A 26773-nucleotide genomic window follows, 5' to 3' on the forward strand; every position below is an offset into this window, starting at 1 on the left:
TTTAGTCTTCGTCATCAGGTTCTTCTATAACCTCACCTTGATCACCTTCTGTTGCATTGATATTTTCTAGTTTTTCAACCTCTGCCAAACTATCTTTTGTACAGGAAATAATCCCAAGGTTTAACACCATTAACATTGCAAATAAAAATTTAATTGAATTTCTCATCTTTTGAAACATTTAATTGTTAGAAAAAATGAGAGGCCTCTCATGTGATTGATAACACTACGTTATCTTGTAACTACGAGAACAAAGTAAATGCAGAGATCATATTTTGGGATTGTCAAAGCATGGACTTGTTGTGGACAATTTTTGGACACCAATAAATACAGTACTTAAGAGATGTCTAATTAATTTGTAATTTTACTTTATGAGTCAAGAAGTTATCAAAAAAATAGCATTATTAGTTTTTGAGAAAGCTAAAAAAGAACTTAGCAATCCTACAAAAAATGCTATTTGCAATCATATTTCAGATACTCTAGATCATACTCCCGAAATAGAAGGTACAATCGATAGCAAAACTATCAAACGGGTATATGAAAAATTTATAGAAGGAAAAGAAAGAGGAACCCCCTCAGAAATTACTCTTAATTATTTAATACAATATTTAGGATACAAAAACTATTCGGATTTTATAAATAAATCAACAGATTCATTAGAAAGAATAGATCTCGTAAAAGAAGAACCTAAAACATTAAAAAAGAAACTACTAAAAAAAATAGTGCTGGTAACTTTTACACTATTCGTTTTGATAATCCTCTTTATTTTTTCTTTTTTTGGAAGAGTACACATAACTTCTGAACAAGATAAAGAAATTGTTGTTTTTGTAATAGACAAGAATAACCAAACTGAATTAGGAAGACTTACCAAACAGAATGGATATCAATTTAATACCTGGCTATCTATAGGAAAGACTGAGTTATACTATTATTCATTAGAAGAACAAGATGGCAAGGAATATCCTGGTGCAGAAATTATAGAAGTACTGCCTTTTTGGAGGTCAATGGCTCCTGTTATCTTATCAAAAATCTGAATTAAACAATATGAAGCACCTATATCTTATACTTGGTATATTTTTAATTTCCGAAAACATATCGGCTCAAAACGAGCAACAAATCAAACTTCTGGCAACAGAGCTTCACACCGATTATTATACCGAAAGAACATATCCAAAAGATCTTTTTACAAATCATGTAGTTTCGGATAGTCTGTTCTCTATATTTCCTGACATAATTCGAAGTTTTGAGTTTTCTCCAGACGACAATCTAAAGTTATATACTGCAACATGTGATCTAAGAGTAAAAAAAATAGAAAAGGAATATAAAAAAGGTAAGGAGTTTTCTAATTTTTGGAAAGAAAACCTGAAAGCATGTTACGGTAAGTATGTACAATCATCACCAGAAATCAGGTTTGCTTTTGAGCTTCAGAGTAATACAACTATCTATCATATCAATGAAGTTTCTGCCTATGTATATCATGCTAAAATCCCCTTAAGTACCGATCGTGATTATTTTAACCATAAAAAAGACGAAAGAGAAAGACTGATTATCGATATTACTAAAATTGGTCAGGAACAAATATTGCAATTAAACCAGGCGCATGCGGTAAAAGATGGTGGACTTGCATTAAATCTAAGGTTATTTTCTTCAGAACACTGGAATGGTAGTTTTGAAAGAGTTAAAGTATTATTACATATCAATTTTAAGTTTACCAACGGACAAGTCATACGATCAGAGCCTTTTATGGTTGAAATGTAATATTGAGGTTGTTTGCGGATTGCCGCAAGTCTTCTAAGAACTATATTTATAGATTGCCATTATAATATATACTTCACTACATTAACACAAATAAAAATGCGACTAAAGCTACTGTTTCTCTTTTTGCTTATTATTCAAACAAATAGTACTTTTTCTCAAAAAAAAAGCACTATAATAATTCAAAAGTCTAATTACTTTAGTGTTTCTGGGCCTCCTTTTGGTATTAACTTTAAACTAAGTGGGGATAAATCTAAAATAGCCTTTTTAACTGATGAAGACATTGAAATATGGGATATTTCTTCAAGAAGAATTTTATTCAAAAAGGAAATTGGAAATAATGCACATAGATTTGGCCTTAACTATTCTGGTGATATATTCTATGTTTTTAAAGAAAATACAAACAAAAAAAAGAGTCTCTGTGTGTTTTATGAAATCACACAAAAAGAACCTATCCTAACCGTAAAATTAGATATTATTGATATCATAAAGTTTGATAAAAAAGGAGAAAAGTTCGGTATAATAAAAAATGGTAAAATAATTAATCAAACTATTGATTTCTATAAAAAAGAAAAGAACAAGTATATCATAGACTATACTCTAAAAAAACCGTATAAGAATTTATTTTCTTTTGTTTTTGATTTAGAGTTTACCAGTGATGAAAAATATTTTGATTTATTTATTGCAGAAAATTGCACAAAAGATTCTCCTGTCATCTTTCAAAAGTGGCATATCGAAAATTATAGTCTTATAAGTTCAAAAAAGTCGAATGGATTTAATTATGGCTGTATTATGACAAATCTAATAAATAACTTTACTCTTATTAACGAATATAAGCCATCTAGTAAAAATTTGAATGAAAAATTATTAGTCAATAATATCTCCTTAAGAGGTAAAAAACATGCTGAATTATTTGATTTTAAATCTGGCACCATAAGGAGTATTAGTAATTCTAATATTGGCTTTCTAAAAGTTGAAATAATAAATAAAAGATTAATCGCGACCATAAATGCTGATTATTCTATTTCTATCTGGGATATACAATCAGGGAATTTGATTAATAGAATGAATTCAATTAAAGTTTCAACAACACAAACTAAATTAAAAACAACTCCTCCCTTAAAAATTTCAAATATCTCAGTAAACGAAAGTAAAAATGAAGTTTATTTTAGTATTAAAGGAAGAGGGCAAATTTGGGTGTGGAACTATAAACATAATCAGCAAGAAATTTTTAGCACAAATATCCTACCTGTTACGTATCCCTTTTTTACATCCGATTCTACAATAATTTATAAAAAAGGAAATCATATTATTCAATATGATTTCAAAAAATTAAAAGTAATCGATAAAATAAAAGAAAGAAATGATGGAACAAGAAACTTTGATTTCAAATATGATCTTAATGCTGGGATCGGAGTTATCAAGGTTAGGGATCAACTAAAAATTTTAGGAATAAACCCATTAAAGATAATTGATTCCATATCTCTTAAAACTTTAAGGCCTTATCCCCTTTCGGACCCAATTTTTATAAGCAAAAAACTTAAACATATTGCCATTATTGAAAATCCAGATTTGAGTATGCAAGAATCAGCAATTTTAAATAACGAAGGTAATCTGGATGTAAGCAAAATTAACACACTTAGTATGATTCCTCCTTCTTCAAAAAAAATTAAAAATTTGTATAAAAATAAATCTTCTTCCAACGTAAACCTATATCAAATCAATAATCAATCAATAACCACGAACGGGAGAATCAAAATCCCTATGTATGCTATAAACGATATCAGTTTTTCGGAAGACAATCAAAAAATACTAATTAATAGTTTTAATTTTAAGAATTTTAATCCCGAAGTAGATATAAGGTGGTCAACTTATCTATATGATATTAATTCTAAGTCCTTAAAAGAAATTTTAAATAATGTAAATGGTAATTCTTCATTTAGTCGATTTTCTAAATTGTTATGTTCTATAAACGAAACAGGCAATCATTATATAATTGAAATAAGAAATTACAATGATTTAAAAACTATTAATAAATTAAAAATAAGCTCTTCATATTCAGTAAGTAAAGAAAAAATCGAACTATCACGAAAACTAAAATTTTTAAACAAATCTCTGATTTTATTTTATGGAAAAGAAAAAAACCTTTTAGTCAATCTTAAATCAGGAAAACAAACTTTTCTTGATTTGAATTATGATCATTTTGATATAAGACAATCAGACTCACTAATTGTGAGTAGCAATACGGGGTTAGAGTTTTTTTCTAAAAATTTCAAAAAAATATTTTCAAAGTATTTTCATAAAGACATGACCAGTAGTTTGATTATTGATAATAAGCTCAACTATCTCAACAAAGGAAAAGGATACGAGTTGGTATCCTTATTTAAAAATAATAGAACATACGGTTTTGAGCAATTCGATCTAAAATACCATAGACCCGATTTGGTCATAGAATCTATAAAAGAAACCATAAGCGATAGTATCTATAATACCAAAGAACTTTATGAATTAGCATATAAGAAAAGGGTACAACGAATTGGTAAAAAGGAAAAAGAATTACAATCTGATATCCATGCACCAAAACTTACCATTACAAATAAGTCACTATTACCCAACAAAACAGATAACCAGGTAATCGATATTGATGTAAAGGCAATAGATCATAGATACTTTTTAAAAAACCTTCAGATCAGTGTTAATGGTATTTTAATCAGAAAACCAAATCATGAATTAAAAGGAAAATCATTTTCTGAAACCATACCATTGGTTTTATCTAATGGAAAAAATAAAATCCTGATATCTGTAATTAATGAACAAGGAACATCTTCTGACCAGGAGGAAATACATATAGAATATGTAGGACAACCCATCTCTTCTGATTTGTATATCGTTTCCTTAGGAGTTTCAGAATACCAGTACCTAAAAAACACTCCGAACTCTTCAAAAGATGCTCAAAAAATAGCAGAAGCTTTTAAGCAAATTAATACGACTACAATAAAATCATTAAGCTTAATCAATGAGCAGGTAACCCCAAATAATTTGAAACAGATTTCTGAGTTTTTATCACAAGCCAAAGAAAACGATGTGATTTTGTTTTTTGTTTCTGGTCATGCCATTCAAGCAGAAAGTGAATATTTCTTTTGTACAAGTACTTCAAAAATTGACAATATTACTACCACTGGCATTACTTATACTGATTTTGATAATCTTCTGGGAAATACACGATCCAGAAACAGGCTACTCATATTAAACACATGTTACTCTGGTGAAGTTTTTGAAGCCAATACTATAAAAGAAATAGAAGCTGTTAATCTAATGAGAAAAGTTTTTGAAGATCTGAAATTAACCAATGGTACTACGGTTATTTCTGCTTCAGAAGGAACTAATAAATACTACGAAAGTAATACTAAAGGAAATGGGATAATAACGCTTGCGATTTTAGATATACTTAATTTGAAGGAAAAAATTACAGTTCAGGAATTTTGCAAAGACATCATTCAATATTGTACCACAAAAAGCGATGAAGATCCTTTTGAGAGTAAACTCAACAAAAACATTCCATTAATCAGACACAACAATATATATAATAACTTCAGGATGTGGTAAGCTCTGAAGAGTAGATTACGAACTAAAATATCGTAGGTTATGGTTGAGTCTGACATAAAACTAATTTGCCTTAAGAAATACACAGATTAATCTTCACTACTATTTTCTCATATGCTTACTACAGAAATTCTTTTCATCAGATTATTTAACTAATTTTGAAACCAATTCATTTCACACATTAGAATGACAAAATTACGGCCTATTATGTTTGTAGGAACAGGATCAGATGTTGGCAAAAGCATTCTTGTTACTGGTATTTGTAGACTATTGAAACAGAAAGGATATACTCCTGCTCCATTTAAAGCACAAAATATGTCGCTTAATAGTTTTGTAACTCCCGATGGATTAGAAATTGGGAGAGCACAAGCTGTACAGGCCGAAGCATGTAAAATTGATTGCGCTACAGATATGAATCCCATCTTATTAAAGCCTTCTGGGGCAAATAAGTCTCAAATCGTTTTGCACGGCAAACCTATTGGTGATCAAACCATTAAAGAGTATTTTTTAGGAAATAATAAACAACAACTTTTTGAAGAAGCCAAAACCGCATTTCTTCGACTTCAGGAAAAATATAATCCTATTGTTTTAGAAGGAGCAGGAAGCATTAGCGAACTTAATCTAAAGCATCGCGATATTGTAAACATGCGTATGGCACAAGCAGCTGGTGCAGATGTATACCTTATTGCCGATATCGATAAAGGAGGAGTTTTTGCAAGTGTATATGGCTCAATAGCACTTCTCGAACCCTGGGAAAAGAAACTTTTGAAAGGAGTAATTATCAACAAATTTAGAGGAGATATTTCTTTATTTGAAGATGGAAAAAAGATGTTAGAAAAGCTAACCGGAATTCCCGTCTTAGGAGTTGTACCTTATGCCAATGACATTTATATTGAAGAAGAAGACTCTGTAGCTCTACAGAAAAAGGAGAAAACCGCAGTGAGTGGGTTAGTGAATATAGCTGTTGTACTATTACCTTATATTTCTAATTATACCGATTTTAATGTATTAGAAAAGGATACAAGAACACATCTCTTTTATTCTAATGATCCCAAAAGTATATCTGAAGCCGATATTATTATACTTCCGGGGAGTAAAAACACTATCCAGGATCTTATATTTCTTAGAGAAAAAGGCATTGCTAAAGTGATATTAGATGCACACAAATCACAAAAAAACATTATCGGTATTTGCGGTGGATATCAGATGCTAGGAAAAATGATAGAAGATCCCCTGGGAGTTGAAAGTGATATTAAAACGATTCCCGGATTAGGTATTTTACCTATAAAAACTCAATTAACTTCAGAAAAGACAACCACGCAATGTAACTTTACATTTAAAGCGTATCCTGAAACCATTTCGGGATATGAAATCCATATGGGAGAAACTACGGTTGAAGGTCATCAACCCTTAAATTATATCGATGGCCAACCAGAAGGATATATCCAGGGGAATTGTTGGGGAACCTATATTCATGGAATTTTGGATCACGCTACCGTAGTTGAAGATGTGTTACAAAATTTCACCAATACCAAAACATCTTTTGATTATGAAGCCTATAAAGAAGAAAATTATGATAAGTTAGCGGCTTTATTAGAAAAAAGTATTGATATCGATTCTATTATTTCTGAAATGCACATTATATCATGATATACGGACACGGTGATGACGGTTATCGTTATGCAATACCATTTAAAGCTAATTTTAGTTCTAATATTTGGCATGAAGGGACTTCAGAGCTATTACTTTCATATCTTAGAGAGCAACTGCCTCTTATTGCTAATTACCCAACGCCTAGTGCAGACCTATTAACACAACAAGTAGCAGAGCACCATAGATTAAATTCATCACAAGTAGTAATAACTAACGGAGCTACAGAAGCTTTTTATAATATAACCCCTCTCTTTTCTGGTAAAAAAGCCGCTATAGGCATTCCTACCTTTTCTGAGTATGAAGATGCTTGTTTAAGGAGTGGCATGAAAATCAGGTACCTTGATCGTTCTGAAGCACTACATACATCTTTTGAAGAAGATCTCGTATTTCTTTGTAACCCTAACAATCCCAATGGTTATAGCAATACGATTCTAGAAATAGAGAAATTAGTATCCGATTTCCCCGATACTACATTTGTTATCGACGAAGCCTACATCGAGTTTACCCATAAGATCAGATCTTGTGTCGAGCTTCTCGAAAAATATACCAATCTCATTATTGTAAAATCGTTAACCAAATTATTCTCGATACCAGGATTACGGTTAGGATACATGTTGTGTAGTACAGCAATAGGTGAAAAACTGCAGCATGCTAAAATACCATGGAATGTTAATACCATGGCAATTGAAGCAGGAAAATATATATTTAAAAACTATAAGGCTTTATACCCGGATATGGCAACACTTCTAGGATATAGCAGTCAATTACAACAACAAATTGATACATTAGATGGATTTACTGTTACCCCATCAAATACTAATTATTTTGTAGTAAAACTAGAAACACCTAGTGCTCCTCTTCTCAAAGATTATTTAGCACATACCCATCAATTATTGATCAGAGATGCTTCAAATTTTAGAGGTTTAGGTAGTCATTACATTCGTATTGCTAGTCAGAGTCCCGAGAAAAATGAACTATTAATTAATGCTTTACAGCAATGGAGTATGCTACAGTAATCATTCCTTTAGTGATTGGGTATATTCTCGATTTGATATTCGGAGATCCCCGGTGGCTTCCTCATCCTATACGATTATTCGGAAATAGTATTGCTTTTGGTGAAAAAAAACTAAACACAAACCCTTTTGCTTTTATAAAGGGAATGGTGCTTACCATTGGATTACTCGCAAGCACAATTACATTCTTTTATTATGTTCAAAAACTCATTTCTCCATATATCATTACCTATTATACGTTCACCTCTGTATTTGTGTTCTACGCCTTAGCAAATAAAAGTTTAATAGATGAAGGCCGAGCTGTTTTTACAGCTTTACAAGAAGGAATAGAGCAAGGTAGAAAACGACTATCATGGATTGTGGGTCGGGAAACAGACCAATTAAATCCACAACAAATAAAAACAGCGGTATTCGAAACATTATCAGAGAATCTTAGTGATGGAGTTATTGCTCCTCTTTTCTACTATGCATTATTTGGAGTGGCCGGTGCTATGGGATACAAAATGATCAATACTCTTGATTCTATGATTGGTTACAAAAATGATAGGTATATAAATTTTGGGAAATTTGCTGCAAAACTAGACGATGTGGTTAACTATATCCCGGCTAGAATTACGGCATTCTTAATGTTACTGGTAACTGGCAAACTTCATAAAATCTCTTTTGTAGTGAAATATGGTAAACAACATTCCAGTCCTAATGCCGGATATCCCGAAGCTGCGCTGGCTGCGATTCTGGATTGTAAATTTGGCGGACCTAATTACTATCACGGAAAACTAATTGAAAAACCTTTTATAGGAACAAATGATCGAATCCTGAAAGATCAGGAAATAAAAACGGTAGCAAGGATCAATCAAAAAGTAACCTTTACATTTGTCCTTTTAATTTGTGTGGTTTACTATTTTTTATAATGCCCAAAAGATATATCATTACCGGAGCACCGGGAACCGGAAAAACAAGTTTAATCCAGGCTTTACAAGCTAATGGATATCAATGCTTTTCTGAAATTTCTAGAAAAATAATACTTGAACAACAACAAATAAAAAGTGACAAAACTCCTTGGGGAGACCTTCCTGCATTTGCTAATTTAGTATATCAAGAAACGATTAGAGAACTACAGCTTCCTATTGAAAAAAATATATTTGTAGATCGAGGACTGCCTGATATTATTGCCTATCTAAAAGCCAAATCTCATCCTATTCCAAAACACCTGTTGGACTTTCCGTTCAAAACACATTATGCGTCTACTGTATTTTTAATGTCTCCCTGGGAAGAAATCTATATCAATGATCCTCAACGTCTTCAATCTTATCAGGAAGCATTACATATTCATAAGCATCTTATAGAAGTCTACCAAAACTTCAATTTTACAATAGAGGTAGTACCTAAAACAACTTTAACAAAACGTGTGGATTTTATCCAATCATTTATTTAGAACTCGTTTGGACTTTATAAATTAAAGCGAAAATTAGCAATTTTGTATTTGAAAGAAGGCTTTTTTGAGTTGCATAGCAGAGCTATGGAAGGAAGAAAAGGCAAAAAACAGATGCAAAAGAGCATTTTTTTAGCAAATTGAAAAAGTTTAAATGAGTTCTTAAACAAAAAAAGTATCTTCGCTGCTGATTTACGGTTCTTTTGGAAGCAAAAGATGAAAAGGGAATTTGGTGAAAATCCAAAACTGTTCCCGCAACTGTAATACATATCTAAAATTATGATCTATATGCCACTGTAGTACAACTATGGGAAGGCGATCATAATTGTGTAAAGTCAGGAGACCTGCCATAAATCAAAATATACTATTAACTCTCGGGTAAAGAGTTGGTCTTGAATAGCTTTATGGATGTACATAAAGTATTCCTATTTTTGACTTCTCTTCCTGTTTTTAATTTCTTTTAATTATGGGAAAAAATCTAAGTAAAGTAAACACCACCTTTCAATTTTGTGATGGAGGGTCTTGCAAAAAAGCAAAAGGTGAGATCGCTATACGTGAAGCCAGAGCATATCTTCGTAACAAAGGGCTTTGGGACGCTACTCATACTATTAAAACAAGATGTAATGGTCGCTGCGAAGATGCACCAACCTGGATTGTACAACCAGGTAACTATTGGTATAAAAACTTAACTCCCGATAAAGCCGTTTCAATTCTAAAATCCCATTTAGAAGAAGATCAACCTGTCGAAGAGTACTTATTATATAAAGAAGGGTGGTCGGTCTTACTAACCGAAAATGAAAAAACCATTGCTCCTATTACTTTTAAAGATAAAACAGATACAGAATTGGGAGAAGCCTTAGTAGCCCGATCTTTTGCCTCTGATCAACACCTTTATCCTTTATTTAAGTACTTATTTCAAGAACCTAAACCTATTGCTGTGCAACAATACGATGCAGCTTCAATTGAAATAAAATCGTCTCACCTGGTAGATTACACCGATGATTATGAAGTCAAAATTACCGGAGAAGACCTTCAGTTACAATTAACTATTGCTGGAATCCCTAAAGACATTTCAGATGAGATAGCCGATCGTAAAGTAAGTGTGGCAGAGGTGATCTGGCTTAAAAAATCTACTATCTTTACCAAGGCAATACGTCTGAAAAATAAAAAAGGAAAACACCTGGTAACATTTTGGATAAAAGAAGAGGATACAGTGACCTGGGAGCATATTCTTACTGTTTATCTAGGGATGTCACCAAATCATATTAGAATCAGTGAAGAAGTCTAAACACATAAGCATATTAGGTTGTGGATGGTTAGGATTACCATTGGCAATAGATCGAATTGCCAACGGAGATACGGTAAAAGGGTCTACCACTACAGAAAGTAAAATCGACAAGCTAAAAGCCGAAGGGATTATACCTCATCTTTTTACACTTGGGAAGTCTTCAGAAAAAGAATATATAGATTTTGTATCCGGAAGCGAAATTGTCATTATCAATTTTCCTCCTAAACGAATCTCTAATATTATAGAAATATACCAAGACCAAATAAAAAGTATACTTCCCTTTATTTCTGAAATTCAAAAAATAATCTTTATCAGCTCTACCTCGGTATATCAAAATACTAATGGAGAGGTAACTGAAACATTGAATATTGAACCAGAAAAAGAATCAGGAAAGGCAGTTGCTGCTGTAGAGCGACTATTGCAAGAACAATTTGAAAATAGAGTGAGCATTATTCGACTATCTGGTCTTATTGGTGATGATCGATTACCAGGTCGATTTCTTGCTAATAAAAAAGAAGTGCAAAATGGAGATGTTCCTATTAATGTAATCCATAGAGAGGATTGTATTGGATTAATTAATGCAGTTATAGAAAAAGAAGCCTGGGGAGAAATTATAAATGGTTGTGCAGACCAACATCCCATACGAAAAGAATACTATACGCTTGCTGCCCAAAAAATTGGACTTACCCCTCCTACTTTTATCAAGCAAGAAAAGCAAGCCTATAAGATTATCTCTAATACCAAAAGCAAAACACTTTTAGGGTATTCTTATATCTATCCCGATCCCTTAAAATTGATTTGATCATGAATATTGTAGCCATAGTAGGTGCTGGTCCCGGAGACCCAGAATTATTAACTGTAAAAGCATCTCGCTTTATCAAAGAAGCAGATGTGATCCTTCATGATAATCTCGTTTCAGATGCTATTTTAGCGATTAATACAACTGGAGAAAAAGTATATGTAGGGCGTAAATTTGGAGATACTTCTGATCAAATAGAACGCCAGCAAAAGATCAATGAATTACTTTGTGCTCATTACCAAAAAGGCAAAAAAGTAGTACGTCTTAAATCTGGTGATCCCTATGTCTACGGAAGAGCGGCTGAGGAAGCACGATATTTAACCAAAAAAAATGTTCCTTTTGAGGTAATTCCCGGTATTTCTGCAGCACTGGCAGCAGCAAATATTTTTAATATTCCCATTACCGAAAGAAATAAATCCAATGCCATGCTGATATGCACGGCACATACAGCTGATTATTCTTTTGAGCAACTCACTGGGATTGCACATATGCTTAAAGCCGGAAATACCATCTCAATATATATGGGACTTAAAAGTCTGCATAGGATTATCCCTAAGCTTTTAGAAGTTTGCGAAGACGATACTATCCCTGTTAACGCAGCCTCTAATGTATCGCGATCTAATCAGGAAATTATAACAGGCACGCTAGGTACTATACAGGAACAGATTAAAAACAGTACATTGCAAATGCCTGTAGTGTTATTAATCGGAGCACATCCAATTCGGTAAATTAATGTTTGTCAATCAGAGCATTTTTTATTCATAAAACAATATTGATAACTGTAGATATAAACAAAAACAATGAAATGAGCCATAACAATTGAGTTGATACCAACCGAGATGTTCAATGGCGAATTCCATCTGACAACTAAAAAACAATAAAAAAGAACAGATGAAAGAAGGAATATTACTTTGTGGACACGGTAGTCGTAGAGAAGCTGCCATTACTTCTTTTAAACGGCTGGTAAGTATCCTAAAAGAACGTTATGAGAATGACTATGAAGTAGATTATGGGTTTTTAGAATTTAATCACCCTACTTATGAAGCTGCAGTAGAGCGTATGTACCTTAATGGAATCCGAAAAATATATGCGCTTCCGGTTATTTTATTTGCCGGATCTCATGCCAAAAATGATATCCCTTATGAATTGAACACCATTCAAAGTTATCATGAAGATCTAACCATTGCTATGGGAAAGCATATTGGTGTCAATTCCTTTTTGTTAGATCTTGCAGTAAAGCGAATCGAAGAGACAGAGGCTACCCTATCTAAACTAGATCGAAAAGAAACCTGCCTGGTGGTTGTGGGCAGAGGGACAACTGACCCCGATGCCAATAGCGATGTATGTAAGCTAACCAGTATGCTCTGGGAAGGAATGGGATATGGATTTGCTACCACAGCATACAGCGGAACAGCCTATCCCAAAGTTGATGAATCGTTACAAATGATTGAAAAATTAGGATTTAAACGAACAATCGTTATTCCTTTTTTCTTTTTTACAGGAGTATTACTAGAACGTATTTATGGTCATGTTACCGATATAAATACATCTTCTACCCTAGAATATATCTATACAGATCCTTTTGGTACCGATGAATTATTGATGAAAGCTTTTGATGAACGCTTAGAAGAAGCTAAAACAGGTACTGCTCATATGAACTGCCAACTTTGTAAATATCGAAAGCAAGTAGTAGGGTTCGAGCAGGATTATGGTAAAGAACAAGTTGGACATCATCTAAACGTAAAAGGTATTCTTTTTGAAGAAGATGAAAAACCAGGTGAAGTAAAAAACTCGTTAGGTAGTAAAATCAAGAAGGTATTAGGGATTTAGATTTTTGAAATTCTTATTCCTTTAATCTCGGTAAAAATAGGATTCCGAGCTTAGCACACATACAATACAAGCCTTATAGAATAGCATTAATTCGCTTTTACTAAGCCATTCTATGTGCGCTGGTATTGTGCCTAGACGATTTCATTCACTTTTTACTTCTTCCTAAAACCCCATACCTTATTAGACACTAATTATCAGTAGTATAAACAAAAAAAACTTCCCCTATACATTTATTAGTATATATAATCATGGTTTTATACATGTTATAAAAATATTTGTAATATATAATTTGTTAGTTAAGACTAACTTTTTTAGTTTTATATAGCTAATAAATTATATATTTACACATGGACTACGTTATTGAACTATTAGAAATGAAGAAACGGCAGTTAAACCGTGAAGTCATGAATCAAAATCTTCTGCAGAAAGATATTAGAAAAGGAATTTCAGAATTATCAAAAATCACAGAAATAACCAAAGCAATAAAGGTTTTAAAATCAAAAAGATACAAATACAAAAACTAAAACATGAAGATCACACAACAATTACCAGGCCTACCGTATGATAAAAAATCACTTGAACCCATAATCACAGAAGAAACTTTTGATTACCATTACGGAAAACATCATGCAGCTTATGTGAACAATTTAAACACATTGATAAAAGACACTCCACTAGTAGACGTCACGATACAAGAAATAATTCAATACGGGTTTCAACATAATGACACTCTTCTTTTCAATAATGCTGCTCAACATTGGAATCATAGTTTTTTCTGGCATTGTTTATCTCCAGATGAAGGAAAAAAACCACATGGGAAGATCAAAAAACTTATCGAAAGAGATTTTGGGACATTCGAAAAATTTAAAAAGCAATTCTCTACCAGTGCCATTAAATTATTTGGTGCAGGCTGGACCTGGCTTGTGCAAAGCCAGGAAGGGAAATTAGAAATTTTATCATTGAAAGATGCTCAAACACCCATAATTGAAAATAAAACTCCTATCCTAACACTTGATGTATGGGAACATGCTTATTATATAGATTATCGTAATGCACGTCCAAAATTCGTAGAGGTTTTTTGGGAGGTTGTAAACTGGAGTTTTGCTAATGAAAATCTAAAATAAGATGAGCGAATTATGTACTAATCAAATTGAAAATTATTGGAAGGCCAAAATAACAACTTCTAACATTTTGTTTAATAAAGGTAAACTCGACCAAGCATTATTAGGATATAAAGACGCTCTATACCGAGCCGAAATACTAAATATAAATCAATCGGATTGTATTCGAGATAATATTCCATTTATACAGATATATATCATTTCTTGTAATAACATTGCTAATACTTATAAGGAATTGAAACAGTACGAAGAGACTGAAAACACACTTAAAAGAGTTGTTTACTACCTTTTACATTTATCCAGTAATATCGACTTAAACATAGATGAAATTAAAGCAGAATTAAAAAGAGCTACCATTGCTTATGTAAATTTTGTGAAGGAAAACGGAGGAGATAGAAAACAACAGGAAACATTATTTACTGTACTAAAAGAACAATTAATAGAAAGCTATTAATTATTACTAAAGCGGGCTATTTTTAGTATAGACCTCACAGGTTTTAAAAACCTGTGAGGTCTGTCTATACCTTATCAAGGTGCTCTTTGTGACATATAAGGTAATTTGTGTAGATCAAAAAGCATTCCTAGTGATCAAAGAACTATCTCTAAGCAACTCACAAGGTAATTTGAAGGGTTATAAAAGTAGCTCGAAGAATTAATGTAATTCTTCAAACTACTTTTGGCTGGGCTCAACCCCTTATCGATATGAGGTACACCTCTGCTAACAAGGGGTATTACAAATGTGTTTGCTCGCTGTTTCACTTGATTTTTGTCATATACATATACCAATTCCATTCCCAGGTTTCTCCATTATCATCAGAGAATGCCTGACTCCAAACCGGCTTGTTTTCATCTCTTACATCCCATCGAAAAACGACTACAATAGGTTTACCTTCAAAAGTATCTTTGGTAAAAAAATAGCCGATATCATTTTCAAAAGATCCAACTACCGGGGGATCAAATTTTCCTCGATTAGAATCTGCCCAGTACATACTCCATAATCGTGTTTGGGGATCAAAAAGCCGTACTGTCATTCCTTCAAATGGTTGCCCGTCTCTTATTGCAAGAAAATTGTCGATATTACCTAAACCGTTCAATACTTTATACATTTCCTGAGTAGATTCGAACTCTGTCCATTCTTCACAATGATTAAGTATTGATTTAAGTTTTTTGTTACGAAGTCTAAATTTTCCTTCAAAGAAATCGAAATCATGTTTAGAAGATGTTGAAGTAGGTGTAATTATTAACTCATTATGAATATCAAAATTTACTTTTGGAATTTCAGAATCATGATTGTTTTTCATATTATTTCATGCTTTTATTGTTTATCTGGCACAAAAATAAATGGGGAGGGTGACAACATTATGTCAGTCAAAAAAGTGAACTCAAAAAATTTTCATATACTCCTGAATAGTGTATGAATGTTCTTTTTTAAAAACCTCTGAAGTACGAACCAATCTATTGATTTTACTTACGATAAAGTCACGATATTCTTCTCTAAGAGAACACCAGGCGATAAGATGCCATTGATTGTTATAAAAAATAATCCCTATAGGCTCTATTGCTCTTTGAGTTTGATTGTTATTATTATCGGTATAATTTATATTGAGAATGTGTTTGTCAACAATAGCATTCTGAATTGCTGATAAATAATGATTCTCATTATTAGAATCAGAAGGCAGATAAATCTCAACTTTTGAAGAAAATTTTTCGAGTTTTTCCCAGTCCTGATATTTTAAAACAGCTTTTATTTTTTCGAGAGCAATATCTGAGTTTTTAGTAATTGATTGGTCTGCAAATTTATAAGCAAGTGTTTGCAATAAAAGAAGAGAATTTGCTTCTTCGATAGTGAACAAAAGAGGTGGTAAAAAATAGCCTTTCATGATACAATATCCTTTGCCAGGTTCAAAATAAACAGGAATTCCCACCTCATTTAATGCTTTGATATCTCTATACACTGTTCGTAAACTAAGTCCGTATTTTTCTGCAAAAGCCTCTGCAGAAACAAATTTTTTGGATTGCAATGTCCATAACATGCTCATCAATCGGTCTACTCTATTCATTTTTTAAAACTATATTTTACGTTTTTTAAAATTACGTGAATAGTTTAAATAAGTTCGATGTACATTAAGAAAAATAGTGTAAAAAGAGGATATCTTCATTTTTACCAAGTACCATGATACATATTCTCTCCTTATGTATTCGATAGATATAACATTTTTGATTATATATCTTAACTATTTCTAATATTTACTATACAGACCTCACAGGTTTTAAAAACCTGTGAGGTCTCTTAATATGTACACTTTTTGTAAATGAATTATTTATGTTTTCAGAAGGTTTATTTTGGTCTGGACAACCATTTTTTTATGACTTCCTTTTCTTTTCCAGCGCTATAGTATTTTATTTGTTTTCCCTGTATTACTTCTCCAAAGGCAATGTCATTTTTGGGATATCTACTTTTGTATCCTTCTAATTGATCAGATATCGTTTCGACCATAGGACGGTTAATTAACCCAGCATTAATAGCTTTCTGCACATTAAAATAATACATTCCTACAGGTTTTGACCTCCATAAAGGCATTATCTTATAAGGAAGAATCCCATTTTTTATAAGAAAATCTCCATCAATCCAATGTAGTTTTTCTGGCATACTTGTAGCATGAATGAGACAGGACACATAATCCTTAAAAGGGGTTGGATTAGAAGCAACATTGAATGCGCCATATATTTTTGATGCTGAACAATGAACGATAAAGTTTGCCAAACTTTTTACATCTGTAACCTGCATGTGATGATCATGAACATTTGGTAATAGTATTTCTCCTCCTCTATAAAATCTAACCGGCCAAAAAGGCTCTTCATTTGGGTTACCTGGATGAGTAACTCTAGAACTTTTCATCCCATGAGATCTATATATCGTAAAATTATCTATTCGTTCTCTAATGGCTTCCTCAGCAAATGTTTTTCTTATGGCATATCTAAAATCTTCGCCTATTGTTTTTGGGAATTCTGGCAGAGGGTTTAAGGGTTCTGATTCCTCAATAAACTTTTTATCCCATTTATCATAAACCGAAATAGTAGATATATAGTGATAATGGCCAAATTGCCCTTTAAACTCTTCAAGGAAATCTGAAACAGCTTTTGGAGATTTTTGCCATGTATCGACAACAACATCCCAATAGGTTTCTTTATATTTTTTATCAATTGTTTTAAGTCCTTCTTTATTTTCTTTTTCCCGGTCACAAATGATAACAGGTAAATATTTAAAAAGTTCGGGATTGGTTTTTCCTCTGTTTAATAATGTTACTTCATAGCCTGATGCTAAAAATGTTTCGACAATAGTAGGGCCCAAAAACCCTCTACCTCCCAGGATAAGCACTTTTTTATTGGTATCACTAAACATTTTAAATCCCGAAGCAGCTATTGGGTTTAAAAAAGTAATGGACGAAGCAATCCCTAATGTTTTAATAAAATCTCTTTTATTCATGTAACTCATATTATGTTAGAATACAAATATGGGGGCAAGTAAAAGAATAGCGGAACTTCTTAATTAATCAGTACTTATTTCTTTTTTGAATTGTCCGGGAGTTTTTCCTGTATGTTTTTTAAAATGATGAAAGAAGGCCGATTTAGAGTTAAACCCGCACTCATAACCTATACCTTCTAAGGTTAAATTTAATTTATTTCCCTCTTTTATTCTGTGTATGGCATACGCTACTCTTTTGGTATTGACTAAATCATAAAAAGTAGTATTCATTTCAGAATTTATGATTTGTGAAAGGTGATGCTTAGGAATATTTACAGATTCTGACAAAATAGCTAATGAAAAATCGGGATGCAAATATGTTTTATTTTCTCCGAAAAAACGATTAATAGAATCTATAAACATAATTATCTCATCATTCTTAAGCGGACTATGTTTATATTTCTTTTTATCGGTTGTAGTATCAAAAGGTACTTCAGGTCGGTATACCATACCATATTTCAATCCATAAAAACCGATCACAGTTACAAGGATAACATATCGTAAAACATCCCAAATTTCAAAATACGCTACTCCCACCAAAAGTTCTATTGCTAATCTTATAAGACTAATTCCTATACTTATAAGAAATAAAATTGCAATAATTCTAACCCAGGAGAGCTCTAGCATACTACTATCAGCCTTATGGGTCTTAAAAAACTTATCTGTTTTATAATAAGAATATAGTATGTACAACGGATAAAGAGTTAAAGAAATCAATTTTGTTATTAGAATTATTATTTCCCATAACAATTCTGATTCCTGTTTAATAAAAAAACTAAACAAGGTAAAGATTATAAAGGGCAAAAAATGCAAAAGATTGATTTTAGTAATATATTGATTAAACAAGGATTTTGTATACAGCAGAAAAAATGGACCATGTAAAAAACTAATTGTTGCTATTAATATCCCGGTTATATCGGTTAGGTATGCGCTTTTACCTATCCCTAATAATAAATGGACAGAGAATACTAAAAACCAAGTCATCAAAATCAGATCTGATAGTTTTCTTTTCTTTTTCAATACAATGAGTATCGCAAATAAAATACTTTGAATAGATCCAATTCCTAAAATTACGACTAATACATTAGACATTTTTATTATAGATTTTGGCTTAAGTTGCCAGGTAGTATCAAAAATTAGGGAAAGATAATATGATTTCACCTTTAATTTCAAAAAATCTTTGACTCTAATACCTTAGTACAACATTCCTTTATCTTCATAATAGGTATTTAAAACGCTCTTAAAATCTTCATTTTTTATCCATTATTTAGAAGATACGCTACACTACTGTTTCCTAAGATTTTTATCATTAGATCACTCAAATAAAACATTATGGTATGCCAAAGGTCTTTAGGATGTTTAATATTCATTTCTATAAAATATCCTTAGATCGTTTTATAGATTTTTTTTAAAAAAATCAACTGCAAGGTTTAGTGTTTTTTTGTGTATTTCTTTTCTATTTACTTTGGGGTGATCTATTGTAATTGCAGGAATAATTTTTTTCCCAAATTCAGTAGGTTCGTTTAAAAACACATAATGATCAACATTTTCATCAAACAAATGTACCTCGCTAGTCGGTATCAAATTATGATAATGAAGAGCATTTTGTTTAACAGGAGTATTGGTGTCTCCTTTACCTGCAACTATACATATAGGAGCGGTAATAGATTGCGTTTGTTTTTTAGAGTGAAATCCAAATCCAATAGCTGGAGACATCACAAAAAATGCTTTTATTCTTTTATCCTTAACCTTGTCTTTGTATTTAATGTAAGATGAAACGATAAGACTATCTTTTTCAAAATCAATAACTTCATCTGTATTTGGAAATTCTGGGGGTGCTTTTCTCTCAACGTCACTTGTGTTATCTGTTTCTCTTTTATTTCTATCGACATACCCTCCTGCAAGAGCAATATTAGTATAACCTCCTAAAGAAAAACCAACACCTCCTATTTTTGTAATATCTATCTTTTTTTTAAAAAATTCATCCTCTAAAACAGTATTAAGCACATACTGAATATCGATTGCTCTTTCCCACCATTTTACAAATTCTCTTGGTAATTTGTTATCAGTAGAATTTCCATAGTGATCTACAGATACAACTATATATCCTTCTTTCACCATTTTTTCAACAAACCAAGTTAATGAAAATCTATTACCTCCAGTTCCATGTGACACTAGCAATAAAGGAAGCTTATCTCCAAGCAAACTTGCATTCGGAATCGTTTCAATAGTTTTGAAAAGTGTTTCTTTTTTAGAAACTGAATCTTTTTTTACATAGTCATCATGAGTTGGATACCATATTTCTGTTACTAACGGGCGATTCCGTGATTCATCTATATAAGTTACTGATTTCTGTCCTACCTGAATGTTTTTATATTTTTCTGAAGAACATGAAGTAAATAAGATTATAGTAATAATAGCTGTTGAAAAAATATTCATTTACCAAGTTTTAATGATAATTAGTCTATAGATGACTAACCATTTTATTTGTTACACTTTCATCAGGCGTTTTATATTTTATTGTTCATATAGCTTAAGAAAAATAGTATCAAAAATCCTCTGTTCTCTAGTTTTTAATACAATGATATTTTACATACCCTCATAAACTTCATCTTTTCTTTTTTACGTTAGATACATCACATAACATATCCGCAAAGATCCCGAAGTGAGCAGATGTTTGTTGTTTTTCTACAGATAAGACTCCAGAGCGTTGTGAAATAACGAATTTTACTTTTTCCATGGTACAGCGTGGTTCAATCACAAATTTAATCAGACCAGCTACTTCAAAATCTTTTTGCGAGTCAATGGTGAGTTTCTGGGTGTAGGTGGTATTACGTTTCACAAAGTTTACCTGTCTACCACTAAAAGAATCATAACTTTCTAACGACTTCGGAAATTCTATAATCGAATCTTTCATGGTAAGATGCTTAGTTTCGTCTAATGAAAGGTTAAAACGTCCCAGGAAATTACCATTGGAGTGCGGAGATACAAAAAAGGACTTATCATATAAATCTATCGAAACAATAAGACGTTGCTCGCCCTTATCTGTGGTATCGGTTTTTAACGCTAACGCATAAAGGTTATCTATTTTATTAATAGTTGCTGTTTTGGCAGTATCTGCCTGAGCAGTTTCTGTTAACACCTTGTCTTTTTGATTATTTTTAGTACAACCAATACTTAATAGTACTATGAATATGATGATAAATTTGTTCATTTTTTGATGATGTTAATAATTAGTACAGGTACACTTTCTTATGATCCTTCTTGTATTATTTTTTATTTTTAGTAAAACTAAATCGAACTGCGGTTAAAAGTGTCAAAAAAATGTCAAAGAAGTGTCAACCACTGTAAAATCTCGTAAGATTGTATGTTATTTGTAGCACATGGAGAACAAAAAGATATATGCATTAGGAGCACTGGCAGGAATTATTTTTCTCATTTTGGGTTTCTCAGATATAAAAGAGCAAACAGAAGAGTTTTCTGAACTAGTAAAAATTGCGTTACGCGATGTTGGTAACCAATTACTATTAGCCAATCAAGATAGTACGTCTTTGGTTTTGCCAGTAGTTAAACTAGAAAAATCAAAGTATCAACTTTCTTTTGAAAATACACTTTCATTCGACCCTGGTGATTTGGTTTCTATTGTAAAAGAAAGTTTTCGAAAAGCCGGATTACCAGAACAATATCGTGTTGAAGTCTTGCGATGTATAAATAAAGAAGTTCCGTATAGTTACCTAATAAGAAATGACGTTGCAAGAGATATTGTTCCTTGTGGTGGAAGGTTTTTACCAAAAAACTGCTATACTATTGAAGTGCGATTTACCGAAACCGCATCAAGTAGTTTTAATAATCAGACATTAATCTATGGTATCCTTTTTATTGTATTTGTGTTCCTTTTATTAATTCTATATAAGCGAAAGCAACTTCGGGATACTAAAGAAAATGATGTACGCTATATATCCCTCGGTAGTTTTCGGTTTTATCCTAAGCAACACAAATTAATTAAACAAACTATCGAAATTAGTCTTTCAAAAAAAGAATGCGAACTACTAGAGATTTTTGTTGCGCATCCCAATCAAATTGTTAAACGAGATGAATTAATTAAAAAAGTATGGGAAGACAATGGTGTAATCGTAGGAAGAAGCCTGGATACGTACATTTCTAAACTCCGTAAGAAATTAAAAGACGACCAGGCGATTAAACTAACAAATATTCATGGTATAGGCTATAAGTTAGAAATAGAACTTTAAGCAGTATCGTTTTCACTTTTTAAAATTCAATTTTGGATTGTTATAGCAGGCTTTTCGTCCAGGGGTTTTAATCCGATAATGTTTTGATATAAAAGCCTTGTATTTCTACCAGGTCAATAACATCTCCCTCTGATAAATTCGTGGTAGCTTCAATTCTAAGTACATTGTCTATATCTTCTAGATCAATTGACCATTTAATGATATCTGAATGATTGTTAAGCATTGGTTTTAATGATCTAACTTTTTTCTTTGATTTAATATCTGTTCGAAATATTAGTAATTCCATATTAAAATATATTGTTATTCTGAATCTGGTTTTGAAGTGTCTTCTTGCACTTGATTTGATTGTCGTTCGATATATTGTTTGTAATATTCATCACCTTCTTCTTTCCAAAATTTATCATAGTATTTCCATTTTGAGAAATCAGTCTTCGAATCTTTTTTACAGTGATCGTTTGAATCTTTTGATGATTTTTTACTGCTACCACTACCACAACCGCCAAGAAGTATTTTGAATAATATAAATACTCCCACAGCTTGCCAATAGGTAAGAGTTGTTAGTCCAAAAATCTCGGGCATAAGCCAATTCCATAACCACATAATGACAAAGCCAAATAAAATGGCTAACCCTGTTATTGCTATGGCACCAAAAATGATTATTCCTACAATCTCTATTGGTGACTTTTTTCTAAATTTATGAGTGAAAAAATTTGTCATAATATATTTTTATTTTTATTAATCTCTACTTCTATTTTTTTATATAATACTGCAATTGCTCTATGTCTTCTAGACATTAATGTCCCTATAGAAATCCCTGTTTTAGTTGAAATCTCTCTATATGTATACCCTTCAAAATCTACAGCTATAATGATATCTTTATATGCTGGTTTTAGCTCTTCGATGCATTTTTTTAATACTACTATCATCTGATCAGAAGTGTAATTATCGTTTGATTGGTGTAGTACCTCTGCCAGTTCTACTAAATCTTCATCAGCGTCTACCGAATTCGTTTTTTTTTGTAGTTCGCATCACATCAATGATTTTGTTTTTTACAGATCTGTAAACAAAACCAGCTACATTATTTATTGGGGCATATCGATCTGCTCCCGAAAATAATTTTAGAGCGACATCCTGGATGATATCTTCTGCATCACGATTGGCTGTGTCACTTATTTTAGTTTTCACATACCACTTGAGAGACTCATATTCTCTTCCAAAAAAGTCGGTAAGCTTTTTACTATTTTCTGATTCCAAATTCATTAAAACCTTTTATGAAGGGCCTTCGATTAAGAAGACGATACTTTTTTAATCTATTGCATTTTTCAATATATTTTTTTGAAAAAAATAAAATTTATGATGGAGTGCTTCTTTTTACTAGCTACTATATAAGCCATGCAGTAGAAAAAAGAGTTTAGACTAAAAGATAAGAATACGTGTTTTAAATACTTAATTTATTTAATACATCGTATAGAAAAAGCATATGTTGGATGTTGTGAAGCTTTTCTGATTTTATTATTACCTTTTTCCAAAATATACGTCCAAATAAAATGTTCCTCTTCTTTAGAATCTGACCAAAACAATGTGTTTTCTCCAAAATTATTTGGATGTTCCTTATTATTTCCTATCCCCGAAGGCCTTATAGAAAACCCACTATTGTTTGAATTTATTTCTCCCTCCCAAAACTGTTTATCTTTATAATTGCCTGCTACATTATTTTTTGAGAAATTAAATAGTTGTTCCCAATCCTCATTATTTGGTAATCTCCACCCTTGAGGGCATACCTTGCATGCTGTTTCGAAATCATATAACAACCCATACAATTGAACATTACTTGAATCATTATCAGGAAAAAAATATTTTACATTGTTTCCATTTATATCTCGTCTAGCTTTAAGATTTTCAGTCATCCAAAAAGTTTCTCCATACTTAGTTATCGAATATTGATTCCCATCAATATCAATCAATTTTGTTGTTTCACTTTTACAACTAATGATCATACAAAAAAGGAGTATTCTATAAAATATTTTATTCATATCTAAGTTTTTTATGATCCGCAACATTATAAGCACAAGTCATAATGAGGTCAAATGCGACCAGGTTATCTAAAACTTTGTATTGACACTAAGCCTGGTTGAGTATACAAGCATTATATCTTTTTCTTTCTAAAATCTCGTTCTACAACAAATATACAAGAAGCTTCGACCAATTCTTTAACTGCTATATTTTATCCTTTGTTGGGTGTAGTATTTTTTTTATAGGTAATAGTTCTTTATATGTTAAACATCTCCAAATCCATTCTAATGGCCCAAATTGGTAATACGTTAACCAAATTTTGCTCAATAATACCTGAAAAACAAAAACCGTAATCGCTGCTAATAATGTCTCTGAAGGACTTAAAGTCTCGTAAAGACTAAATCCTACTGATGAAAATAAGATCAGACCTATAAAGCTTTGCATTATATAATTGGTAAGCGCCATTCTACCAGCATATTTTAAGGGCGATATTATAAATTTATATCTTGTATTATACCAAAACCAACCTATAACCCAAAGATAAAACAATCCCATTGCTATGTCTGAAAACACCATTAGTTTTATAAATATAGGTCGAAAAGTATCTGTTGAATAAATCGCATAGCCCGGAAGTACAAATAAAAATAATACTCTGTATATATTGGTGATAACTGCAATAACCAACATTGGTTTTTTTATTCGTTGGATAAATGTATCTAAAGAATCATAAATTTTGTTTTTACCAAGATAAAGTCCAAGAAGGAACATCGAAATAGCTACTGGGGCTAAAAAACCAAACAGCATAGGAACGTTTGAGAGATATTCTAATAATCGCAATTGTATTCCTTCTAAATAAGTGCCATCTTTTATGATTTGATTGACCGTTTCTCCTGTATAATCGCTCAAATAAATTTCTGGTCTAAAATTTAAAAGTTTGAATACATATTCAAAAAACTGGTCGTAAAAAGGAAAGAAGAGGAAAACTACAGATAAGGTGAGAATTAATTTGTTAGACTTTTTTATCATAACCATGGTTATAAGTCCTAGTAATGCGTAAAGATTTAAAACATCTCCCGACCATAAAAACACGATATGCAAAACTCCAAAAAGAAACAGTATGAACATTCTCCTTGCAAAGAATGAAAATGAAAGCTTGCCGTTATCAAGCATTTTTAAAGCTTGCATTGAAATCCCTAGGCCAAAAAGCAAAGAGAAAATAGGAAAGAACTTTGTGTAAAAAAATAGTTGCAGGATTTTACCCGAAATTAGATCAATATTTGAAGTCCATTGCTTTGCAAATTCATCTTGATTAAGAAAAGTTGAATTCATTATCACAATATTAACAACAAAAATTCCGAGAATTGCAAACCCTCGGAAAACATCTAATACATCAATTCTTTTTTTTACTTTGATCGGTTGTTCATTCAATTTTACAGTGCTTTTTCGTGTGGTAGTATACAACGTTAAATATAACAAACTTCAATGTTCTGAAGAGATATCATGAGTAGTAGCATTATCTTTTATTTAGAAACATTTTTGATTTTATGATAAACTCATCTCTGGTTTCACCCTCATGAGCCCCATGAGAAACATTAGGTAATATCCAAAGATCAGAATTAGGTAGATTTTCCTTCACACGTACTACTTCATTTAGACTCATCCCTTCATCATCATCTCCAATCATGATTAATACTTCGGGTTTTATATTTTGTAATTCTTTGTCACTTAGTTTGACAATATAATTTTTAAACTGATCCATTATTGCTTTGATGTGCTCATCTCCATCATGAGATGTCTTGAGCCAAGGAAAATTGGCTCGATTTTCAAAAGTAAATGCTTCCAAATATTCGGGAAAATCAAGAATTGTCCAAGTCCCTACTGCGCCAATTGTTATCATACATTCTATCAAAGTTGGATTGATCAAGGCAAGTTGATAAAGTACATCCCCGCCAAAACTGAATCCTATCGCTTTGATTTTTTCTAATTTTAAATATTTGATTAGAGAATTAAGATCTTCAGCCACAGATCTTATACTAAGATCTTGCTTAAAAGGCTCCGATCTTCCGTGGCCGGTTAAATCGACTAAGTACACTTCATACTCTTTTTCATAGTCTTTGACATATGATTTCCATGAATTAGAAGACTGTGTGTAACCATGTAAAAGAAACAAAGGCTTTCCTTCTCCATAAATTTCGTAATATATGTTTTTTCCATTTACCGAAACCGATTCAGCTTTCCTTGGTGATTGAGAGCGTATATTAGTTGACATTAATATTAAGGTTAAAAGTATAGTAGTTCTTATCATTAAATTAGTTGTTAGTCTTTAGTTATTGCAGCAAATGTTATAAGAATGTGCTGTAGCAGAGTAAAATTACCTTGCTATCGATAGTTCTGTACTGATTACATGATTTTTCATCATAAAATCTTTGCGCTATAGCAAATATACAAGAACCTTTGATTAATCATATTACCGCTATGGTCACATACTTGAAC

Annotated in this window: 29 protein-coding genes and 1 riboswitch; of the genes, 15 read left to right on the plus strand and 14 right to left on the minus strand. The window is 31.8% G+C overall.

The window, feature by feature from the left end; genetic code table 11:
• Position 1: 1 nt before the first annotated feature.
• The gene (locus NNH57_RS12675) at positions 2–166 is read right to left on the minus strand and encodes a hypothetical protein (RefSeq protein WP_159099322.1); all 165 of its coding nucleotides are present in this window, start codon (positions 164–166) and stop codon (positions 2–4) included.
• Between the two features lie 202 nt (positions 167–368).
• Between NNH57_RS12675 and NNH57_RS12680 the strand changes: the two genes are divergently transcribed.
• The 14 genes from NNH57_RS12680 to NNH57_RS12745 all read left to right on the plus strand — a co-directional run bounded on the left by NNH57_RS12680 (position 369) and on the right by NNH57_RS12745 (position 14945).
• Positions 369–1031, plus strand: a complete 663-nt coding sequence (locus tag NNH57_RS12680; RefSeq protein WP_108809090.1) for a hypothetical protein — start codon at positions 369–371, stop codon at positions 1029–1031.
• Between the two features lie 10 nt (positions 1032–1041).
• Positions 1042–1755, plus strand: a complete 714-nt coding sequence (locus NNH57_RS12685; protein ID WP_108809089.1) for a hypothetical protein — start codon at positions 1042–1044, stop codon at positions 1753–1755.
• A 96-nt stretch (positions 1756–1851) separates the two neighbouring features.
• Positions 1852–5358, plus strand: a complete 3507-nt coding sequence (locus tag NNH57_RS12690) for a caspase family protein (RefSeq protein ID WP_108809088.1) — start codon at positions 1852–1854, stop codon at positions 5356–5358.
• 183 nt (positions 5359–5541) lie between these two features.
• Positions 5542–7005: a cobyric acid synthase gene (locus tag NNH57_RS12695; protein WP_108809087.1), complete on the plus strand. Its 1464-nt coding sequence runs from the start codon at positions 5542–5544 to the stop codon at positions 7003–7005.
• Positions 7002–8024 carry a pyridoxal phosphate-dependent aminotransferase gene (locus NNH57_RS12700; RefSeq protein ID WP_108809086.1) on the plus strand — a complete coding sequence of 341 codons (1023 nt, stop codon included), beginning with the start codon at positions 7002–7004 and terminating at the stop codon, positions 8022–8024. Before NNH57_RS12695 ends, NNH57_RS12700 begins: the two co-directional genes overlap by 4 nt.
• The gene (gene cbiB, locus NNH57_RS12705) at positions 8006–8932 is read left to right on the plus strand and encodes an adenosylcobinamide-phosphate synthase CbiB (RefSeq protein ID WP_108809085.1); all 927 of its coding nucleotides are present in this window, start codon (positions 8006–8008) and stop codon (positions 8930–8932) included. The genes NNH57_RS12700 and cbiB overlap by 19 nt, the downstream gene beginning before the upstream one ends.
• Positions 8932–9456, plus strand: a complete 525-nt coding sequence (locus tag NNH57_RS12710) for an AAA family ATPase (protein WP_074407405.1) — start codon at positions 8932–8934, stop codon at positions 9454–9456. Before cbiB ends, NNH57_RS12710 begins: the two co-directional genes overlap by 1 nt.
• Before the next feature lie 175 nt (positions 9457–9631).
• A riboswitch (cobalamin riboswitch) is annotated at positions 9632–9819 on the plus strand.
• A 100-nt stretch (positions 9820–9919) separates the two neighbouring features.
• Complete coding sequence (locus tag NNH57_RS12715; protein ID WP_074407404.1) at positions 9920–10741, plus strand: (2Fe-2S) ferredoxin domain-containing protein; 822 nt, start codon at positions 9920–9922, stop codon at positions 10739–10741.
• Positions 10728–11543 (plus strand): Rossmann-fold NAD(P)-binding domain-containing protein, encoded by an 816-nt coding sequence (locus tag NNH57_RS12720; RefSeq protein ID WP_074407403.1) that lies wholly within the window; start codon positions 10728–10730, stop codon positions 11541–11543. The genes NNH57_RS12715 and NNH57_RS12720 overlap by 14 nt, the downstream gene beginning before the upstream one ends.
• A gap of 2 nt (positions 11544–11545) precedes the next feature.
• Positions 11546–12268: a uroporphyrinogen-III C-methyltransferase gene (gene cobA / locus NNH57_RS12725; RefSeq protein WP_074407402.1), complete on the plus strand. Its 723-nt coding sequence runs from the start codon at positions 11546–11548 to the stop codon at positions 12266–12268.
• Between the two features lie 163 nt (positions 12269–12431).
• Positions 12432–13370, plus strand: a complete 939-nt coding sequence (locus tag NNH57_RS12730) for a sirohydrochlorin chelatase (protein WP_108809084.1) — start codon at positions 12432–12434, stop codon at positions 13368–13370.
• Between the two features lie 347 nt (positions 13371–13717).
• The gene (locus NNH57_RS12735) at positions 13718–13894 is read left to right on the plus strand and encodes a hypothetical protein (protein WP_159025424.1); all 177 of its coding nucleotides are present in this window, start codon (positions 13718–13720) and stop codon (positions 13892–13894) included.
• Between the two features lie 3 nt (positions 13895–13897).
• Complete coding sequence (locus tag NNH57_RS12740; protein WP_108809083.1) at positions 13898–14494, plus strand: superoxide dismutase; 597 nt, start codon at positions 13898–13900, stop codon at positions 14492–14494.
• A 1-nt stretch (position 14495) separates the two neighbouring features.
• Positions 14496–14945 carry a tetratricopeptide repeat protein gene (locus tag NNH57_RS12745; protein WP_108809082.1) on the plus strand — a complete coding sequence of 150 codons (450 nt, stop codon included), beginning with the start codon at positions 14496–14498 and terminating at the stop codon, positions 14943–14945.
• Between the two features lie 301 nt (positions 14946–15246).
• Here NNH57_RS12745 and NNH57_RS12750 read toward each other — a convergent pair whose 3' ends face one another.
• From NNH57_RS12750 to NNH57_RS12775, 6 genes are all read right to left on the minus strand, one after another.
• Positions 15247–15792, minus strand: coding sequence for a hypothetical protein (locus tag NNH57_RS12750; protein WP_108809081.1), 546 nt, complete (start codon positions 15790–15792; stop codon positions 15247–15249).
• An 81-nt stretch (positions 15793–15873) separates the two neighbouring features.
• Complete coding sequence (locus NNH57_RS12755; protein ID WP_108809080.1) at positions 15874–16551, minus strand: helix-turn-helix transcriptional regulator; 678 nt, start codon at positions 16549–16551, stop codon at positions 15874–15876.
• A 278-nt stretch (positions 16552–16829) separates the two neighbouring features.
• Complete coding sequence (locus NNH57_RS12760) at positions 16830–17978, minus strand: NAD-dependent epimerase/dehydratase family protein (RefSeq protein WP_108809079.1); 1149 nt, start codon at positions 17976–17978, stop codon at positions 16830–16832.
• Between the two features lie 63 nt (positions 17979–18041).
• The gene (locus NNH57_RS12765; protein WP_132066158.1) at positions 18042–19109 is read right to left on the minus strand and encodes a helix-turn-helix domain-containing protein; all 1068 of its coding nucleotides are present in this window, start codon (positions 19107–19109) and stop codon (positions 18042–18044) included.
• A 303-nt stretch (positions 19110–19412) separates the two neighbouring features.
• Positions 19413–20456 (minus strand): alpha/beta hydrolase family protein, encoded by a 1044-nt coding sequence (locus NNH57_RS12770; RefSeq protein WP_108809078.1) that lies wholly within the window; start codon positions 20454–20456, stop codon positions 19413–19415.
• Positions 20457–20625: 169 nt separating this feature from the next.
• Positions 20626–21231: a hypothetical protein gene (locus NNH57_RS12775; protein WP_074407393.1), complete on the minus strand. Its 606-nt coding sequence runs from the start codon at positions 21229–21231 to the stop codon at positions 20626–20628.
• A 169-nt stretch (positions 21232–21400) separates the two neighbouring features.
• Here NNH57_RS12775 and NNH57_RS12780 point away from each other — a divergent pair, with 169 nt between their 5' ends.
• Complete coding sequence (locus tag NNH57_RS12780; protein WP_108809077.1) at positions 21401–22267, plus strand: winged helix-turn-helix domain-containing protein; 867 nt, start codon at positions 21401–21403, stop codon at positions 22265–22267.
• A gap of 67 nt (positions 22268–22334) precedes the next feature.
• On the opposite strand, the gene NNH57_RS12785 is transcribed toward NNH57_RS12780, so the two are convergent.
• From NNH57_RS12785 to NNH57_RS12815, 7 genes are all read right to left on the minus strand, one after another.
• Entirely contained in the window at positions 22335–22553 is a 219-nt protein-coding gene (locus NNH57_RS12785; protein ID WP_074407391.1) for a hypothetical protein, read from the minus strand.
• Between the two features lie 14 nt (positions 22554–22567).
• The gene (locus NNH57_RS12790; RefSeq protein ID WP_074407390.1) at positions 22568–22984 is read right to left on the minus strand and encodes a hypothetical protein; all 417 of its coding nucleotides are present in this window, start codon (positions 22982–22984) and stop codon (positions 22568–22570) included.
• Entirely contained in the window at positions 22981–23241 is a 261-nt protein-coding gene (locus tag NNH57_RS12795) for an RNA polymerase sigma factor (RefSeq protein ID WP_254504255.1), read from the minus strand. The genes NNH57_RS12790 and NNH57_RS12795 overlap by 4 nt, the downstream gene beginning before the upstream one ends.
• A gap of 16 nt (positions 23242–23257) precedes the next feature.
• Positions 23258–23527: an RNA polymerase sigma factor gene (locus NNH57_RS12800; protein WP_254504174.1), complete on the minus strand. Its 270-nt coding sequence runs from the start codon at positions 23525–23527 to the stop codon at positions 23258–23260.
• A 191-nt stretch (positions 23528–23718) separates the two neighbouring features.
• Complete coding sequence (locus tag NNH57_RS12805; RefSeq protein WP_159099321.1) at positions 23719–24300, minus strand: fibrobacter succinogenes major paralogous domain-containing protein; 582 nt, start codon at positions 24298–24300, stop codon at positions 23719–23721.
• A 184-nt stretch (positions 24301–24484) separates the two neighbouring features.
• Positions 24485–25609 (minus strand): DUF418 domain-containing protein, encoded by a 1125-nt coding sequence (locus NNH57_RS12810; protein ID WP_234423444.1) that lies wholly within the window; start codon positions 25607–25609, stop codon positions 24485–24487.
• A 184-nt stretch (positions 25610–25793) separates the two neighbouring features.
• The gene (locus NNH57_RS12815) at positions 25794–26549 is read right to left on the minus strand and encodes an alpha/beta fold hydrolase (protein WP_159099320.1); all 756 of its coding nucleotides are present in this window, start codon (positions 26547–26549) and stop codon (positions 25794–25796) included.
• Positions 26550–26773: the final 224 nt, after the last annotated feature.

Origin of the sequence: Aquimarina spinulae (assembly GCF_943373825.1) — a bacterium.
In the GTDB taxonomy this organism is placed as follows: Bacteria; Bacteroidota; Bacteroidia; order Flavobacteriales; family Flavobacteriaceae; genus Aquimarina; species Aquimarina spinulae.